Source organism: Gordonia sp. NPDC003425, assembly GCF_053588635.1.
This window is the reverse complement of sequence record NZ_JBSFQI010000002.1, coordinates 269,551-285,663: the sequence shown is the minus strand read 5'-3', so window position 1 is coordinate 285,663 and position 16,113 is coordinate 269,551. Positions and strand designations below refer to the sequence as shown.

The following is a 16,113-nucleotide window of genomic DNA, read 5'->3' as shown; positions in this document are numbered from 1 at the left end:
CACGCACGTGATGGTCGGTTTGTGGCCGTCCTGTTATCGACCTGTTATGTGATTAAGGTCACACAGCCAACGTGATGTCAACCACCGGCGAACGGGGGCAACACGTCCAGCGTGGAACATGCGCCCAGCCGCCGGTCGCGGTCGCAGAAGGCTGCCGCGTCGCGCAGATACGAGCAGCGGGCCAGGACCGGGGCGAGTCGGGGATGCCGCTCGCCGAGCAGGGTCTCGAGTTCGCCCAGGGTCACGGTGTCGTCGACATCGAGCACGACGCCGTCGGTGCCTGCCGCCGCCCGCGCGGCGGCAAAGTAACGCACGGTGAGAACCATCGGCGCCTCAACCACCGATCGCCGACATCGGGCGGTCGGGCTGCCGGAAGTCGCTCGAGTTCACCGCGTGCCCTGCCTTCTTGCGCCAGACGTCGGCGCGCCACAGACGGGCGATCTCACCGTCGTGCCCACCGCCGCGCAGAGCGTCCATCAGCGACGTCTCGGTGTCGGCGAACAGACAGTTGCGCAGCGCCCCGTCGGCGGTGAGTCGGGTGCGGTCGCAGTCGCCGCAGAACGGCCGGGTGACCGAGGCGATGACCCCCACCCGGGCCGGGTCGCCGGCCGGATCGGTATGACCGCGGACGATCCAGGTGTCGGCCGGGGCGCTGCCGCGCGCCCGCGTGTCGTCGGCGAGGTCGAATGCTTCTCGCAGCACCGCGAGGATCTCGTCGGCGGTGACCAGCGCCGAGCGGTCCCAGCGGTGATCGGCGTCGAGCGGCATCTGTTCGATCACCCGCAGCTGATAGCCGTTGTCGAGGCAGAACCGCAGCAACTGCGGCAACCGCTGCAGATCGGCGCGGGCGGGCAATACGGCGTTGATCTTGATGGGCGCGAGTCCGCAGGCACGCGCCACGGCGAGGCCGTCGACGACGTCGTGCAGGCGGTCGCGCCGGGTGATCTCGGCGAAACGGGCGCGGTCGACGGTGTCGAGCGAGACGTTGATGCGATCGAGTCCGGCGGCGACCAATCCGGGTGCCCGGTGAGCAAGCCCGAGGCCATTGGTGGTGAGTGCGATCTCGGGGCGCCGGGGCAACGCGGCGACGCCGGCGATCACGTCCTCCAGGTCGCGCCGCAGCAGCGGTTCGCCGCCGGTGAACCGGATGCGTCGTACGCCGAGGTCGCGCACGGCCACGGTGATCACCCGGATGAACTCGTCTGTCGTCAACAGGTCGGCGCCGGGCAGCCAGTCCAGGCCGTCGGCGGGCATGCAGTAGGTGCAGCGCAGATTGCACCGGTCGGTCACCGAGACGCGCAGGTCGGTGGCCACGCGTCCGTAGGTGTCGAGCAGCGGCCCGGACGCGGGCACATCGGCGGTGTCGCGCGGCAGCGTGGGCAGTCCCAGTGCGACGACGGTCATCGTGCCTCCGCAGGAGCCGCCGGGCGTGCCTCGAGAGCGCGGAAGGTGCTCGCGTGAAACACCAGCGGCTCGACGTCGGGGTCGCTGCGCAACGCATCGATCTCGAGTAGGACGACGGTGTGGTCACCCGCGGGGACCTCACCACGCAGGTGGCAGGACAGATGTGCGCTGGCGTCCGGGATGAACAGGGCGCCCGCGTCGGTGCCGTAGGGCTCGATGGCATCGAACCGGTGATCGGCGGGCCCGGCGAGCTGGCGGCACAGTGCGCCCTGATGATGGGCGAAGACGCTGACGCCGATGGCCGGGGCATCGCGCAGTCGCGGCCATGTGGACGACGAATTCTGCACGCATACCGAAACCAGCGGCGGATCGAGCGAGACGGTGGTGAATGCGCTGGCCGCCATGCCGATCGGCTCGGCGGTGTGGTCGGAACGGCAGCACACGGCGACCACCCCGGTCGGAAAACAGCTGTAGGCGCGGCGTAGCGCGCCGGCATCGGAGACCGGAGCCAGTTCGACGTGCCGAGACGTCACCTCGCCCGCCGGCCCGATCGCAGCGCGAACACGATGCCGAGCAGGAATCCCAGCGGTGCGCACATCGTCAGCAGGTACACGAATGTGGGTGCCGTCGCGCCGTGGGCGACGATCGGCGTGACGAAAAGCGCGATCAGGGCGACGAGGCCGATCACGAACACGAGTCCGGCGACCTGCAGCAGACGCGTGGACGAATTCTTGCGCATATGTCCACGGTAGATGACCCGTCCGGGTGGGTGCGCGGTGTCGTCGCCCGCGACGGGGGTAATGCCGGTGACCGCTCGAATGGCGGTTGGCTAGAATGGTGAACAGCGGACGCCTTGCTCATTGCTTCCTGGCTTGTTTGGTGCAGTCATGGGTGGGCGTCTTTTTGTTGTGATGGTCCGACGAAGATGAAGGTGAGCACGGTGCCGACCGGCAAGGTGAAGTGGTACGACGCGGAGAAGGGCTTCGGGTTCCTCTCCCAGGAGAGCGGTGAGGACGTCTACGTCCGATCGTCTGCGCTGCCCGAGGGTGTCGAGTCACTCAAGCCCGGCCAGCGCGTGGAGTTCGGAATCGCCGCGGGACGCCGGGGTCCGCAGGCGCTGACTGTCACCGTGCTCGAACCGGCGCCGAGCGTCGCGAAGAACGTTCGTGAGGCCGCCCGCAAGGATGCCAAGCGGCACACCCCCGACGAATTGCACGGGATGGTCGCCGACCTCATCACGCTGCTCGAGGGCAAGGTCCAGCCGGACCTGCGTCAGGGTCGTTACCCGGATCGTAAGACCGCGCAGCGGATCTCCGAGGTCGTGCGCGCGGTGACCCGCGAACTCGATCGCTGAGCGTTCGGGCCGCTCACCGGGCTGCCCGTCTCGCGCCAGCGGACTGCGGCAGCACGACTCACGCCACCGGAGGCCCTACGAGTTCGAAGCCCTCCGGTGTGGTGTCCACAGCGAAAACCGCCCGGAACGGTAGCGCCGTCGCCGTGGTCTGCGCCGAGATGACCTTGACCTCGATCTTGACCAGCACATGGTCGTGGGTGGAGGGCAGGGTCACGGTGTAGGTGGCGCCGCTCTTCTTGTACACGGGTTCGGGATCGGGGTCGGTGATCACACCGCGAGCGTCGGCGTACTGCGTGACCAGTGTCCACGGCTGTCGTGCGATGTCGGCGGAAACCGACATCAGCACGGATTCTCCGACGGGCACCGGGACGTGGCCGAAAGTGGCCTGCGACAAGTCTTTCGGCTCGCAGTTGTTGCCGAACACGTCGCAACGGATGGACGGTTCGACCCGCACCAGGCGGTCACCGACCGCGAGTTGGAGGTGGGGGCCCTCGTCATGATGTCTGCCGACGGTCAGCGCTGCCACCGTGCCGCCGACCACCGCCACGAACAGCACCGCCACCACCACGATGATGGCGATGGCCTTCTTCTCCCCGCTTCGCAGTTGCACGGTCTAATGATGGCTTGTGGTGTTCGGTGGCCGATGGGGTGGTCCCGGCGGGTTCGATGATTCCGGCGGCCGGTGCGGACCGAGGTGATGGTGCCGTCTGGGCTCGCGGTGGGTCGGCTGCGGCCGGGTGGGTGCGGTCGCGGGCGTGTGCGGTGACGCGGCGCCGGTGCCCGGCCGGGTCGACGATCGCTGCGTCGGGTGGGTGAACGGGGTGGTCGCGGCTGCGGAGAACGCCACCGTCGGGGCGGCATGGTCGGGACGCCGACCTCCCATTCCGGGAATCAGCGACGACCCGCGGGTGGTCAGCACGGTCTGGACCAGTCCGAGGCCCAGGAAGACGGCGACCACGGTGAACCCGATCCACAGCGCCGTCGGCAGCAACACCCCCAGCGATGCGCCGAACACCCAGCACAGCTGCAGCACCGTCTCCGACCGCCCGAACGCCGACGCCCGGGACCGCTCGGGCAGGTCGTCCTGGATCGACGAGTCCAGGCATACCTTGCCGATGGCGCTGGTGCCCGAGGCCACCAGCGCTGCAACAGCGGCCACCAGGATGTTGCCGAAAATGGCGGTCAGCACCGCCACCACGAAGCACGCGGCAGTCGCCCACACGACGATCCGCGGCGGATTCGACAGTTCGAGTCGGGTACCCACGCCGTTGCCGATCATGTTGCCCACGCCCGCCGCCGCACCCACGAGACCGAGAAGTGCCAGCTGCATCCAGCTGTTGTGGGTCGCGTCTTGCGCCTTGGCGTAGAACGCGATGTAGAGCGTCAGGAACCCGGTGAGAATCCGGATGGTCCCGTTGCCCCAGAGTCCGGCCACCACGGTCCGGCCCAACGGCTGCCGGATGGTCTGGGCGATCGCCCGTGCGCCGAGGCGGGCACGGGCGGCGGCCTTCGCGCCGCGGCCGTCGGTGGCGGCCTCTCCCGGCACCGGCGCAGGGGGCGTGTCGACGGGACCGTGGTAACTGATGGTGGTCGGCACCTCACCTTCGGTGACCTCCACCCAGGACGGAATCCGTAGGCAGAGGTACGCGCCGACCGCCGAGATCACCGCAAGCCACGCGAGTGCGCCGGGAATGTGGATCGGCAACACCTTGCCCAGCAGCAATTCGAACAGTGCGGCCACCGCACCGCCGACGATGGTGCCGCCGATCAGGCCGAAGGTGGTCAGCCGTGAATTCACCCGCGGCAGATCGATGCTCGGCGGCACCACCCGTGGCGTGACCGCCGACTTGAGCACGCCGAACGACTTCGACAACACCAGCAGACCCAGCGCGCAGGGATAGAGCACCCACGGGTCGTACTGGAGTTGGCCGGTCACCGAATTCCAGCTGGCATTGCTCATGATCAGCAGCGCCAGGACGGTCCGCAGGCCGAAGGTGGTGGCCATGGCGATGCGCCGGCCGTGCTGCAGCCGGTCGAGCAGCGGGCCGATCAGCGGTGCGATCAGCGCGAACGGCGCGATCGTGAGCGCCAGGTAGAGGGCCACGTTCGTCTTCGATTCGCCGGTGGCCGCCGCGAAGAACAACGTGTTGGCCAAGGCGACGGCCATCGCGGCGTCGACCGCGAAGTTCACGATCACCGGAAGCGTCAGCGCGGTGAGTCCCGATTTGTCGGCGCCGTCGGCGGTGGCCGCCGAATAGATCATGTCCACGCCGCGCCCGGTGAGCTGTCGACTGCGCATCGCGGCCACGCGCATCACCGTGATCTTCTTCGGACCACCCGCTTGCGTCGCATGCCGATCGGTCTCGGGTTCCGACGGCATCGCCCGCGTGCTACGCGCACCGATGGTCTCGGTCTGGTCGTCGAGCGGCGGCAGGTGCGGGTTGCGGGTCGGCGGCGGCAGATAGGCATCACCGGCTGCGCCCCGCCCCGGATGGCTCCGGCGCCCGGAGTGGGAATCACCGGGCGGATAGTTGGCCGTGCCGGGATGCGCGGCCGCCCGGCGCCGGGTGCGGTCGTCGGTGTGCCCCGGCCCCACGTCATGCGCGTATCCGGCGTCTGCCGGGCGCGTGGAGGCGTCCCCGGAGTCGCCGGTGGGCGAATGCATGCGGTCGGTGTCCCCGTTTCCCCGCCTCCATCGGATCACCTCATCGATTGTTCCTCATCGAAGGCGCCGGGTGGGGTAGGGGCGCGGGGCGGTGATGCGGCACACTGGTGGGGTGAGTGCAGCAACCGGAAACCAGGCGTTGATCGACGCGGCCGAGGTGGCCCGGGCGGCTCTGGTGGCCGACGGAGCGCAGCCCGGCGCACATCGCGCGGCTGTTCCCGAGGGCGAGTGGGCCGTCGCCCACTACTTCGACGCCGACCTCGTCGGCTACCGAGGCTGGCAGTGGTGCGCGGTGGTCGCCGCTTCACCCGACGCCGACCACGTCACCGTCAGCGAGACGGCGTTGCTCCCGGGGCAGGGCGCACTGCTCGCCCCCGACTGGATCCCGTGGGCCGACCGGGTGGCCGGCGGCGACCTGGCACCGGGGGACGTGCTGGCCACCGACCCCGACGACGTGCGCCTGGTGCCGAATCAGATCGACACCGGTGACGAGTTCCGTACCGAGTCGGAGGAGACCGACCCCGACGACATCGCGCAGGCCGGCGGTGAACTCGGACTCGGTCGCAAGCGTGTGTTGAGCCGCGAAGGCCGCGACGAGGCGGCGCAACGCTGGTACGACGGTGATTTCGGACCGGGATCGGAGATGGCCCAGGCCGCGCCGTTCTGTTGCGACAGTTGCGGCTTCTACATCCCGCTGTCGGGGTCGTTGCGCGCGGCCTTCGGTGCGTGCGCCAACGAATATGCCGCCGACGCGCGGGTGGTGTCCGCCGAATACGGGTGCGGTGCACATTCCGACGTCGAAGCGCCCAAGAGCGACAGTTCGCCGATCTACGAGGCCTACGACGACGGCATTCTCGAGATCGTCGCACCCTCCTGAGCGCGTGACACCCGGGCCGGCCGATGACGGCCGATCCCACGACCCCTTCGGTACGCGCGCCCTTCGCGAGTCCACCCTGCGTGCGTGGGTGTCCTCGCCCACCCGTTTGCGTGAGGACCACACCGCCGAGGCGGACCTCACCACCATCGGGTATCGCGACCGCATGTTCACCGAACTCGCGGCGAACGCGGCCGACGCCGCCGCGGCGGCCGACCCCGGATCGGGTGGGCGGATGGCCGTCTGGCTCGACGAGCGCGACCTCCACGTCGCCAACACGGGTGAACCACTGACCCCTGAAGGAGTCAGATCGCTTGTCGCGCTGCGTGTCTCGGCAAAGAAGCCCGCGCGCGACCAGATCGGCCGCTTCGGTGTCGGATTCACGTCGACGGCCACGGTCGCCGACGGGGTGGAGATCCGTTCGACGAGTGGATCGATCCGGTTCGATCTCGCCGCGACCGAGGACGCCGTGCGCGCCGCCGGAATCGAGCGGGATCGGACCGGTGGGGCGGTGCCGTTGCTGCGGCTGGCATGGCCCGTCGACGCCGGCCCGGTGGAGGGTTTCGCCACCGAGGTCGTGCTGCACCTCCGCCCCGATGTCGATGCCGATGCGCTTCTCGAGACGATCACCACGCAGGTGCCCGATCTGCTGGTAGCGCTCGATGCGCTCGACGGGATCACGGTAGGCGACGGTGCGGCCGCACGGGTGTTCACGGTGGAGCAGGAACCGATCACGCTGCCGCGCAACGATCGTCGCGTCACCGCCCGACGGCTCGTGGTTCGCGAGACCTCCCCGCAGGGTTCCGCGCGCACCGTGCGGTCGTGGCGCGAGGTGTCCGACGGCACCACCCGTTGGCTGGTGGCCGAGGCCGACGAGTCCGACGGAGCTGCGCGCATGCTCGGCGACCTGCGGCCCCACCACATCGCCCCGTCCGGCCCGGATGTGCTCTACGCGCCCACCGCCACCGACATCGAACTGGGACTGCCGTGCCGCGTCATCACGACGCTGCCATTGACCCCCGATCGCCGGCACTTGCATCCGAGTGCCGACATCACCGACGCCGCTTCGGGTTACGTCGAGCTGATGCAGATCGTCGAACAGGGCGACCGGGTGTTCCTCATCCCGTCGCCGCAACGGGTCCGCAACGCCGACGACGCGCGACTGACCGAGGCGATCCTCGAGCAACTGCGTGACTCGGTGTGGTTACCGGGCGCCGACGGTGGTGATCTGGTGCCCGCGCGCGCCGTGTGCGTCGCCGGTCTGGGCACCGAACTCGCCGAAATTCTCAGTGACGCGTTCGCCGACCTGGTACACCCTGATATTTCTGCACCGCAACATCTTCCGGCTCTCGAACGGGTCGGGGTCACCCCGCTGTCGCTTGCGCAGGTGGCCGAGCGCCTCATCGGGGTCGATCGCCCCGCACGCTGGTGGCATCGACTCTACGCAGCGCTCGGCCCGCTCGTGCCCACCGCGCGTGAGGCCGAGGAACTCTCCGCACTGCCCGTGCCACGCGCCGACGGCCGGATGTCGGTGGGCGCACGGGGTTTGGTGAGCATCGCCACGCCCATGCCGCTCCGGTGGCTGCCGACCGTCGATCCCGACGCCGATCATCCGCTGCTCGACCGACTCGGGTTGCAGCGCATCGAGGTGTCCGACGCACTGGCCGACGCGGGCCTTCGCGAGATGGTGTCGTCGCTCGACGAGAGTCTCGACAGCATCGACGACGATCCCGATGACTCCGGGACCGCCGGCTCGGACATGCGTGCGCTCGTCGACGAGATCCTGGGTGCGGTACGCGCAGACCCGCACGCCACCGTGCCGGACTGGTTGCGCGGCTTACCCATTCCCGACGCGGACGGCGGTTGGCGGCCGGCCGACGAACTGCTCCTGCCGAACAGCCCACTGCTCTCGGTCCTGGTCGACGACCATCCTTTCGGCCTCGTCTCCGACGATCTGATCGAGGAGGCCGGGGCCGACGCGCTGCGCCGGATCGGCGTGGGGTGGGGCTTCATGACCGTCACCGACGACCTGCCCACCGCCCCCGACCACGACCTGCCCGACGAGGAGCAGTGGTGGGACGAGCGCCCCGAGCCACCCGAAACCCTTGCCGCGGTGCGTGATCTGGATCTCGTCGACGAGGATCGCTGGGCCGATGCGCTCACGCTGCTCGCCACCGACGAGGCGCTGGCGCCACTGCTCGCACGGCGCGACGGATACACCTGTTGGTGGTTGCGTCAGCACGCGTGGATCGACGGCCATCGGCTCGGCTGGTATCGCGCCCCGGCCGACACCGCGTTCGACGGCGTCCGCGACGTCCTCGACCATCCGCACGCTGATGCGTTGCGCCACGCACTCGGCGGCTCGGCGGTCGAATTGGTAGCCGACGTCGACGATCTCCTCCGCAACCTCGGCGACCCGCAGCGGACGGTGAGCGCCGGAACCGCCGCAGAGGTCTATGCGGTGATCGTCGCGGCCGCACGACGCGGCGTGTTCGATCCTGCGGATCTCGCTGTCCCCGAACGGATTCGCGTCGTGTCGGGTGGCACGTCGGAGGCCGCCGTCGTGATCGACGAACCGTGGTGGGTGCAGGTGTTCGACCCCGGCGAGATGGTGGTGATGGGCGCGACGGAGCATGCGGACGCCGAACTGCTCGCCGAGATCCTCGACGTGCCGATCGCTTCCGAGGCAGCCGCAGCCGAGGTGGACGGCGAGGGGTCCGCGGCCACGGGATCGGTGACCGAGGCGGTGTTGTTCGGGGTGCTCACCGGACGGCGTCCGCAGCGCGGCGAGGTGCGGTTGCACGACATCCTGACCGTGCGGGTCCGGCACGGCGACGACGAACGCACCGTCCCCGTCGACTGGTGGGTCGACGACCGGGGCATCACGCATTTGCGCCGCCGCGGGACGGCCGTCGGCCACACACTCTGACCCTTCCCGCGGACCGTCTCTGCTCCCGCGGTCCGTCGACCACTCGCGGGAACCGAGACGGGCCGCGGGAAGCGCTGCGGCGCTGGCAAATCACCGAGAACTCGCGGGTCAGGCAGCGCAGTTCTGCTCCGCGTCGATCCCGTGCATGAGGATCGACGCGAGCTGCCGGTAGGCGTGCGCGTCGTCGAGCCCGGTGGTCGCGGCGACCTCGCGTCGTTGGATTCGGCTCATCATCGTGGCGGCCAGATCCCCGGCGAATGCGGCGTCCACGTCGCGGAATTCGCCCGCGGCCACGCCGGCGACGATCAGTTCACGCACCCGCCGTGCGGCAGCCGCGGTGTTCTGGGCGTAGAGCTCACGGGTCGGGGTGAACGCGTTCAGATCGGTCATGAACTGTTCGGAGGCGGGGGTGAGCGCGTCGCCGACCGTGGTGAGGTAGGTGAGTACGGCAGCGCGGGCATCGTCGGCTCTGGACACCTGCGCTTCCACCCGCTCAGTGGCGGTGCGGAAGAAGTGGGTCACCGTCCTGGTGACGAGTTGTTCCTTGCTGTCGGCGAGCGTGTACAGCGTCGATTTGGAGCAGTGCAGGCGCGCGGCGAGGTCGGCGATGCCGAGATGGGCGAAACCTTCGGCCAGTATCAGCGCCAGAAGCTCGTCGAAGAGGTCGCTTTGGCGTTGCGTGGCGAATCCGCTGCTCATGGGCCACATCCCGGGTTGTCTCTGGTGCGCGAACACCGGTGATAGTACTATCTGGCATACTCCAGTACCAAGGAAGTTACTCGTTCGGAGGAACGTCATGCCCGTCGACCGATTGCTGCCCACCGATGAGGCGCACGATCTCATTGCTCTGGCCAGGGACTTCGCCGACAAGCGGTTCCTGCCGATCGTCGACGAGTACGAGAAGGCCGAGCGCTATCCCGACGGACTGTTCGCGGAGATGGGTGAGGCCGGACTGCTCGGTCTGCCGTATCCGGAGGAGTGGGGAGGCGGCGGACAGCCGTACGAGGTCTATCTGCAGGTGCTCGAAGAACTCGGCGCCCGCTGGGCGTCGGTCGCGGTGGCGACCAGTGTGCACGGACTCGCCTGTCATCCGCTGTTCTCCTTCGGCACCGAAGAGCAGAAGCAGCAATGGCTTCCAGACCTGCTGGAGGGCAAGCTGATCGGCGCGTACAGCTTGTCCGAGCCGCAGGCCGGCTCCGACGCCGCCGCCCTGGGTTGCAAGGCGTCACCAGTCGAGGGCGGCTATTCGGTCAACGGTGCCAAGGCCTGGATCACGCACGGGGGCATCGCCGACGTCTACAACCTGTTCGCACGGTCGGGTGACGGCTCGAAGGGCATCTCGTGTTTCCTGGTGGCCCGCGACACCCCAGGCCTGAGCTTCGGCAAGCCCGAGGAGAAGATGGGGCTGGCCGCCGTGCCCACGACGTCGGCGACCTACGACGACGCATTCGTCGACGCGAAGCGCCGACTCGGCGACGAAGGCCAAGGTCTCCAAATCGCCTTCTCCGCACTCGATTCCGGCCGACTCGGCATCGCCGCCGTGGCCACCGGGCTGGCACAGGCGGCACTCGACGCCGCGGTGGACTACGCGCAGCAACGAACCACGTTCGGCCGCAAGATCATCGACCATCAGGGCCTCGGTTTTCTGCTCGCCGACATGGCCGCCGCCGTCGACTCGGCGCGGGCCACCTACCTCGACGCCGCCCGGCGCCGCGACGCCGGTCGTCCGTACTCGCGCGCGGCGGCCACCACGAAACTCGTCGCCACCGACGCCGCGATGAAGGTCACCACCGACGCCGTGCAGGTGTTCGGCGGGTACGGGTACACACGTGACTACCGGGTGGAGCGCTTCATGCGGGAGGCCAAGATCACGCAGATCTTCGAGGGCACCAACCAGATTCAGCGTCTGGTGATCAGCCGGGCCCTGGCCGCGCGATAGTCGACGTGTGCAGCAGGCGATGATCGTCCCTATCGTCGGGGCAGACCGTGCCGTCACCGACTGGGTGGTGGACCACCGCGCCGAGCCGTGGACCACCCTGGCGCATGTCGGCACGCTGTTGGGCAACACGGTGACCCTGGCCGTTGTGGTGGCTGTGGTCGCGGTGGCCCTCGGTATCCGGCGCCACCGTGTGGAGTCGGTGTTCCTCGTGGTGGGGTCGCTCGTCGGCTACGGCCTCATGGTGGCGCTCAAACACCTTGTCGCGCGGGCCCGACCGCCGCGCGACGACCGTCTGCTGCACATCGAGACCTACTCGTTTCCCTCCGGGCACGCGATGATGACGATGGTCGTGTTCGGCTTGCTGGCGGTGGTGGCCTATCGGCTCGTCGACGGGGTACGCGAGCATCCGTGGTGGCTCGCCCTGGCGCCGGTGCTCTCGGTGTTCGTCGGACTCACGCGTATCTACCTCGGGGTGCACTGGATGACCGACGTGATCGCCGGGTGGGTGTTGGGTGCGCTTTTCGTGGCGCTGTGCGCCGCGGTGCCGGCCCGGTGGTGGCCCCGATCGTCGACTCGTTCGGTCGACAATTGATCCGTTCGGGTGACATCTGACGCCGCTGCGCGTCGGATGTAATTGAGCGATGGTGAACCCCGGTCCGCCCTCCGGGGGCTGGCAATACAGTCCCCGCCCCGGCGATCCCGCATATCAGCCGACGATGGCGGGGATTCCGATGCAGCGGGGGGAGATGCCCGGTTACGGACCCGCGCTTTCCTCCCCATCGCCATCATCCGGGCCTCCGCGCCGGCGCGGGATCGTTCCGTGGATTCTCGGTGCCGTGGCGGTGCTGCTGGTGATCGCGATCGTCGCGGTGGCGGGAGTGTGGTGGACGCATCGTTCGTCCGACGAGTCCTCGGCGGGCAAGCTGCTCGCCGGGCAGCTGAGCGGGGCGTTTCCGACGGCCCCGACTGCCGGGTGGAAGGTGTCGGCGACGCAGTTCGGCGGCGACCGCTTCATCTCCGTCGATCCCTCGCGAAATCAGTACCTCAGCGCAGGAACGGTCCGTGACGACGCCATGATCCTCACCATGGTGGGCCAGATGGGTGCAGGTGGCACCGGTGGCCACCAGCTGGTCGGCATTGACGCGCACAACGGCAACACCTGGAGGGCGCAGAAACAGTTCAAGGGATGTGCCGACACGATCGTCGACCATCGCATCGCCTGTTACGACGACACTTCGGTGACCTTTGTCGACACCACCGACGGCCACGCGCTGGCGAACGTGCCGGCGTCCTCGGGGAGTTACGCAGTTGCCTACAACGGTGATGCGGCGTTCTTGCGGTCATTCACCGACGGCAGCCTGAGTATCACCAAGCTGACACCCAAGGGCGTCGAATGGACCAAGCGGTTCACCCTTCCCGACGGCATGCCCGCCGGTGATTCCTCCGCGGTGACCGCGACCCCGGCACTGTATGCCAGTGGCGGCGGCAACGTGGTGGTGATCTCTGCCCGTGACGGCCACGAGATCCTCAACAGGCCCGGCTCGGCAACTCTGGAACGGTTGCCCGACGGCTCGATCGCGGTGGTCGTCGGAGATCCGGACGGCGTCGGTGGACCCACGTACGGGCCGGTCACCGTTGTCCACCCCGACGGGTCCACCACCGAGATCGCCGGGCGGGAAGTCTCCGCGCCGGAGATCGCGAGTCCCGACCAGAGCCAACTCGTACTGGTCGGCGGCCGACTCGTGTCGGCGACAACCGGTTCCTCGACATGGACGGCGACCCCACTCGGCTCCGAGGGTGGTGCGTCGCTGAGCGTGGTGGACCAGACGCAGACGGTGGTGCGCCTCAACGACCGTGTGGTCGCGGCCGACACCGCCACCGGCAGACAGTTGTGGACCGCCCCGGTGAACTCCGGATACAGCGGCAGCGGGACCACCGACGGCACGAGGTTCGTCGTCGGCACCGGCGACGGTGGCGTGACCGCGCTCGACCTGCGCACCGGCACTCCGGCATGGGCACTCGCCGCCGGCGACATCGGCAATACGGGGCTGGACGGATCCACCTCATTATTGCCGCCCCAAGTCGTCGCTTCCGGCGGCAACCTCGTCGCCGCGTCGGGAGCCGCCATCACGGGACTGACGCCCACCGGCGGCCCGGCCACCGTTCCCGGAGCACCGACCGCGTCGTCGGGCGGCACCAAGGGAGGCGATTCGTATGTGACCCGCTGCGGTACGCCGCCCATCTTCACTCCGCAGCAGTTCCGTACCTCGACCGGCGGCCTGGTGGTCACGATGAAGGTGACCGCCAAGTGTCCACATGGCGATGTGCTGTCCGGGCCGCAAACGAGCATCTCCATCAGCGACGCCGGGCACCTGGTGGCAGCCGGTGTGTTCGACTTCTCCCGCACACCCGCGGCGATCCCGGAGCCGTCGTCGGGTGACGGCGGGTCCATCACCATGGACCTCACCTATCCGCCCGGCAGCTTCTTCCGGCTGCCCGACACGCTGGGGACGCAGACTGGCGGCACCGCGTCGACCGGGCACACCTATGTGGTGGAGTGCGATCCAGGGCCGCAGACCGGAACAGACCGGCTGCCCAGCCCGGCACCCGGCAGCCCCGCCCCGGCACAAGTCGCCGCGCGCGCAGCGTTACCTCCCGGTACCGATCTCGCCGCGACCACCGGCGATGCTCTCCGGCAACAGGCCGACGCCGACCGCGCCTTCATTCTCGCCAACCTGAACAATCATTGGGTGGCCCAGCTCAGTTCGAAACGACCGGGACTCGTCGCCGACGGCAGAACGTGGGATGACGCCGCGATCCTCGACGAATTCCTGCGCCTGCGACTGAGATTCAACGATGTCCGGCTGCTGTGGAGCGACGAGTGGAGCGTGTTCAGCGAGAAGGGTTGGTGGGTCACGGTGGCCGCCGCCACGTTCCCCGGACCCGCCGAAGCGAACAGCTGGTGTGCCGCACAGGGATTCGACGGTGACCACTGCTTCGCCAAACTGATCAGCACCACCGCGCCGCCGGACGGGTCGACGGTCTATCGCCGGTGATCTGCCAGGTAGTGGTTGAGCTTGTCGGGCACCACGATGGCGGGCAACGCAAACCGGAGCTGGGCGTCGACGTACTGGGCGAGCGAGCGGTCCCCTGCGAAGTGCCAGTGTTTGAGCGCCCAGCCGTGCGCGAGCATCATCAGGTCGAAAACCACGAGGTCGGCGTCGACGTCGGCCTGCATCACACCATCGGCGATGCCGGCGGTGATCGCGTCGCGCATCGGTGCCGACGTCTCCACCTCGAGTTGTTTGATGCGGTCGCGTCCCGCGGAGTCGAGGGTGCGGCTCTCCCGGTAGGTCAGCACCACAGCGTCGCGGTTCTCATCGACGATCTGCGCGTACTGGCGGAAACCCGCGATGAGTTGTTCCACCGGATCGTCGCCGGCGAGGTCCATGGCGGGCTGCAGTTGGTCGCGGAAGGTTTCCAGGATGTCGACGATGGCGGCGAGCAGGATGTCTTCCTTGGAGCCGAAGTACTTGTAGAACAGGCCCACGCTGACCTGTGCCTCCTCGGCGAGTGCCTGCATCGACATCTGGTGGAAGCCGGTACGTTCCATCACCGCGACCGCCGCGTCGAGGAGCTGCCTGCGGCGCGAGGAGACGCGGACCGCGCGCACCGCGTCCTCGACCGCGAGATCCGACGTCGATCGCGCCGCCGCCGTTTTCGCCACTGTTCCTCCTGAAAGCTGCCCGGTGAATTGTCGTTCACCGCTGTTGTGGGTCAACTGTAGTGGGTCAGATGCCGAGATCCTTGGCGACGATCGTCTTCATGATTTCGGTGGTGCCGCCGTAGATGGTCTGAATCCGCGCGTCGATGAACGCGCGTGACACCGGATACTCGCGCATGTACCCGTATCCGCCGTGCAGTTGCAGGCACCGGTCGGCGGTGCGGACCTGCAGTTCGGTGGCCCACCACTTCAACCGCGCAGCGCGCGCCGCGGTCAGCTCGCCCCGGACGTGTTCGGCGATGCAGTCGTCGAGAAAGGTTCGGGCGATGTCGAGTTCGGTGGCCACCTCGGCGAGTACGAACCGGGTGTTCTGGAACGACGAGATGGGTGAGCCGAAAGCGGTGCGTTCCCTGACGTACTCCAGGGTGGCAGCGAGCACGCCCTCGGCAGCGGCCACCGCGCCGATCGACAGCGACAGCCGTTCCTGCGGCAGGTTGCGCACGAGTTGATAGAAACCCTGCCCCTCCTCACCGAGGCGGTTGGTCACCGGAACCCGCATGTTCTCGAAGGACAGTTCGCTGGTGTCCTGGGCGTGCAACCCGATCTTGTCCAGCTTGCGGCCGCGATGGAATCCGGGTGTGTCCGCCTCGACGACGAGCAGGGTCAGACCCTTGTGCTTGTCGGGGCCGGTGCGGGTGGCCACCACGAAGAGGTCGCCGCTGCGGCCGTTGGAGATGAACGTCTTGGAGCCGTTGACCACGTAGTGGTCGCCGTCGCGGACCGCCGACGTCCGGATGCCGGTCAGGTCGCTGCCCGCGCCCGGTTCGGTCATCGCGATACCGAGCACCGTCTCGCCGGCCACCACGCCCGGCAACCAGCGGGCCTTCTGCTCGTCGGTGGTCAGTTCGGTGAGATACGGGAGCACCACGTCGTTCTGCAGAGAGAACGCGATCGCCTCGGCCGCCGCGCCGGTGCGTGCGATCTCGTCGATGAGGATCGCGTTGTACCGGAAGTCGTCGACGCCGGGACCGCCGAACTCCTCGGCCACCTCGAACCCGAGGAGTCCGTTCTTGCCGGCCTCGGTGAACAGGGTGCGGTCCCACTGACCGGACTCCTCCCACGCCTCGTGCGCGGGCGTGATCTGTTCGGCGACGAAACGTGCTGCGGTGTCGCGGAATTGACGGTGTTCGATGTCGTGTGTGAGTGAGCTCATTGTTCCTCTTG

At 68.6% G+C, this 16,113-nt stretch carries 15 protein-coding genes; 6 read left to right on the top strand and 9 right to left on the bottom strand.

Annotated elements, in window-relative coordinates:
- Nucleotides 1-77: 77 nt before the first annotated feature.
- The 4 genes from ACWDTD_RS03835 to ACWDTD_RS03820 are packed head-to-tail and all read right to left on the bottom strand — an operon-like array spanning nt 78 to nt 2,143.
- Nucleotides 78-326, bottom strand: a complete 249-nt coding sequence (locus tag ACWDTD_RS03835) for a MoaD/ThiS family protein (RefSeq protein ID WP_449745732.1) — start codon at nt 324-326, stop codon at nt 78-80.
- Nucleotides 327-333: 7 nt separating this feature from the next.
- Nucleotides 334-1,404, bottom strand: a complete 1,071-nt coding sequence (gene moaA, locus ACWDTD_RS03830; protein ID WP_449745731.1) for a GTP 3',8-cyclase MoaA — start codon at nt 1,402-1,404, stop codon at nt 334-336.
- Entirely contained in the window at nt 1,401-1,937 is a 537-nt protein-coding gene (locus ACWDTD_RS03825; RefSeq protein ID WP_449745730.1) for a flavin reductase family protein, read from the bottom strand. The genes moaA and ACWDTD_RS03825 overlap by 4 nt, the downstream gene beginning before the upstream one ends.
- Nucleotides 1,934-2,143, bottom strand: a complete 210-nt coding sequence (locus ACWDTD_RS03820) for a hypothetical protein (protein WP_449745729.1) — start codon at nt 2,141-2,143, stop codon at nt 1,934-1,936. The genes ACWDTD_RS03825 and ACWDTD_RS03820 overlap by 4 nt, the downstream gene beginning before the upstream one ends.
- Before the next feature lie 201 nt (nt 2,144-2,344).
- On the opposite strand from ACWDTD_RS03820, the gene ACWDTD_RS03815 reads away from it, so the two are divergent.
- Entirely contained in the window at nt 2,345-2,758 is a 414-nt protein-coding gene (locus tag ACWDTD_RS03815) for a cold-shock protein (RefSeq protein ID WP_449745930.1), read from the top strand.
- A gap of 58 nt (nt 2,759-2,816) precedes the next feature.
- Here the strand turns inward: ACWDTD_RS03815 and ACWDTD_RS03810 are convergent, their stop codons facing one another.
- Both ACWDTD_RS03810 and ACWDTD_RS03805 read right to left on the bottom strand, forming a co-directional pair.
- Complete coding sequence (locus ACWDTD_RS03810; protein WP_449745728.1) at nt 2,817-3,368, bottom strand: DUF2771 family protein; 552 nt, start codon at nt 3,366-3,368, stop codon at nt 2,817-2,819.
- Nucleotides 3,369-3,371: 3 nt separating this feature from the next.
- The gene (locus tag ACWDTD_RS03805) at nt 3,372-5,423 is read right to left on the bottom strand and encodes an MFS transporter (protein ID WP_449745727.1); all 2,052 of its coding nucleotides are present in this window, start codon (nt 5,421-5,423) and stop codon (nt 3,372-3,374) included.
- 94 nt (nt 5,424-5,517) lie between these two features.
- Between ACWDTD_RS03805 and ACWDTD_RS03800 the strand changes: the two genes are divergently transcribed.
- Both ACWDTD_RS03800 and ACWDTD_RS03795 read left to right on the top strand, forming a co-directional pair.
- Entirely contained in the window at nt 5,518-6,300 is a 783-nt protein-coding gene (locus tag ACWDTD_RS03800; RefSeq protein ID WP_449745726.1) for a DUF3027 domain-containing protein, read from the top strand.
- Nucleotides 6,301-6,304: 4 nt separating this feature from the next.
- Nucleotides 6,305-9,226, top strand: a complete 2,922-nt coding sequence (locus ACWDTD_RS03795) for a sacsin N-terminal ATP-binding-like domain-containing protein (RefSeq protein WP_449745725.1) — start codon at nt 6,305-6,307, stop codon at nt 9,224-9,226.
- A gap of 108 nt (nt 9,227-9,334) precedes the next feature.
- Here the strand turns inward: ACWDTD_RS03795 and ACWDTD_RS03790 are convergent, their stop codons facing one another.
- Nucleotides 9,335-9,925, bottom strand: a complete 591-nt coding sequence (locus ACWDTD_RS03790) for a TetR/AcrR family transcriptional regulator (protein WP_449745724.1) — start codon at nt 9,923-9,925, stop codon at nt 9,335-9,337.
- Between the two features lie 97 nt (nt 9,926-10,022).
- Between ACWDTD_RS03790 and ACWDTD_RS03785 the strand changes: the two genes are divergently transcribed.
- From ACWDTD_RS03785 to ACWDTD_RS03775, 3 genes are all read left to right on the top strand, one after another.
- Complete coding sequence (locus ACWDTD_RS03785; RefSeq protein WP_449745723.1) at nt 10,023-11,165, top strand: acyl-CoA dehydrogenase family protein; 1,143 nt, start codon at nt 10,023-10,025, stop codon at nt 11,163-11,165.
- Between the two features lie 19 nt (nt 11,166-11,184).
- Entirely contained in the window at nt 11,185-11,757 is a 573-nt protein-coding gene (locus ACWDTD_RS03780) for a phosphatase PAP2 family protein (protein WP_449745722.1), read from the top strand.
- A 244-nt stretch (nt 11,758-12,001) separates the two neighbouring features.
- Nucleotides 12,002-14,221, top strand: a complete 2,220-nt coding sequence (locus ACWDTD_RS03775) for an outer membrane protein assembly factor BamB family protein (protein WP_449745721.1) — start codon at nt 12,002-12,004, stop codon at nt 14,219-14,221.
- Here ACWDTD_RS03775 and ACWDTD_RS03770 read toward each other — a convergent pair.
- Both ACWDTD_RS03770 and ACWDTD_RS03765 read right to left on the bottom strand, forming a co-directional pair.
- Nucleotides 14,209-14,892, bottom strand: coding sequence for a TetR/AcrR family transcriptional regulator (locus ACWDTD_RS03770; protein WP_449745720.1), 684 nt, complete (start codon nt 14,890-14,892; stop codon nt 14,209-14,211). The genes ACWDTD_RS03775 and ACWDTD_RS03770 overlap by 13 nt on opposite strands.
- A 64-nt stretch (nt 14,893-14,956) precedes the next feature.
- Complete coding sequence (locus ACWDTD_RS03765; RefSeq protein ID WP_449745719.1) at nt 14,957-16,102, bottom strand: acyl-CoA dehydrogenase family protein; 1,146 nt, start codon at nt 16,100-16,102, stop codon at nt 14,957-14,959.
- Nucleotides 16,103-16,113: the final 11 nt, after the last annotated feature.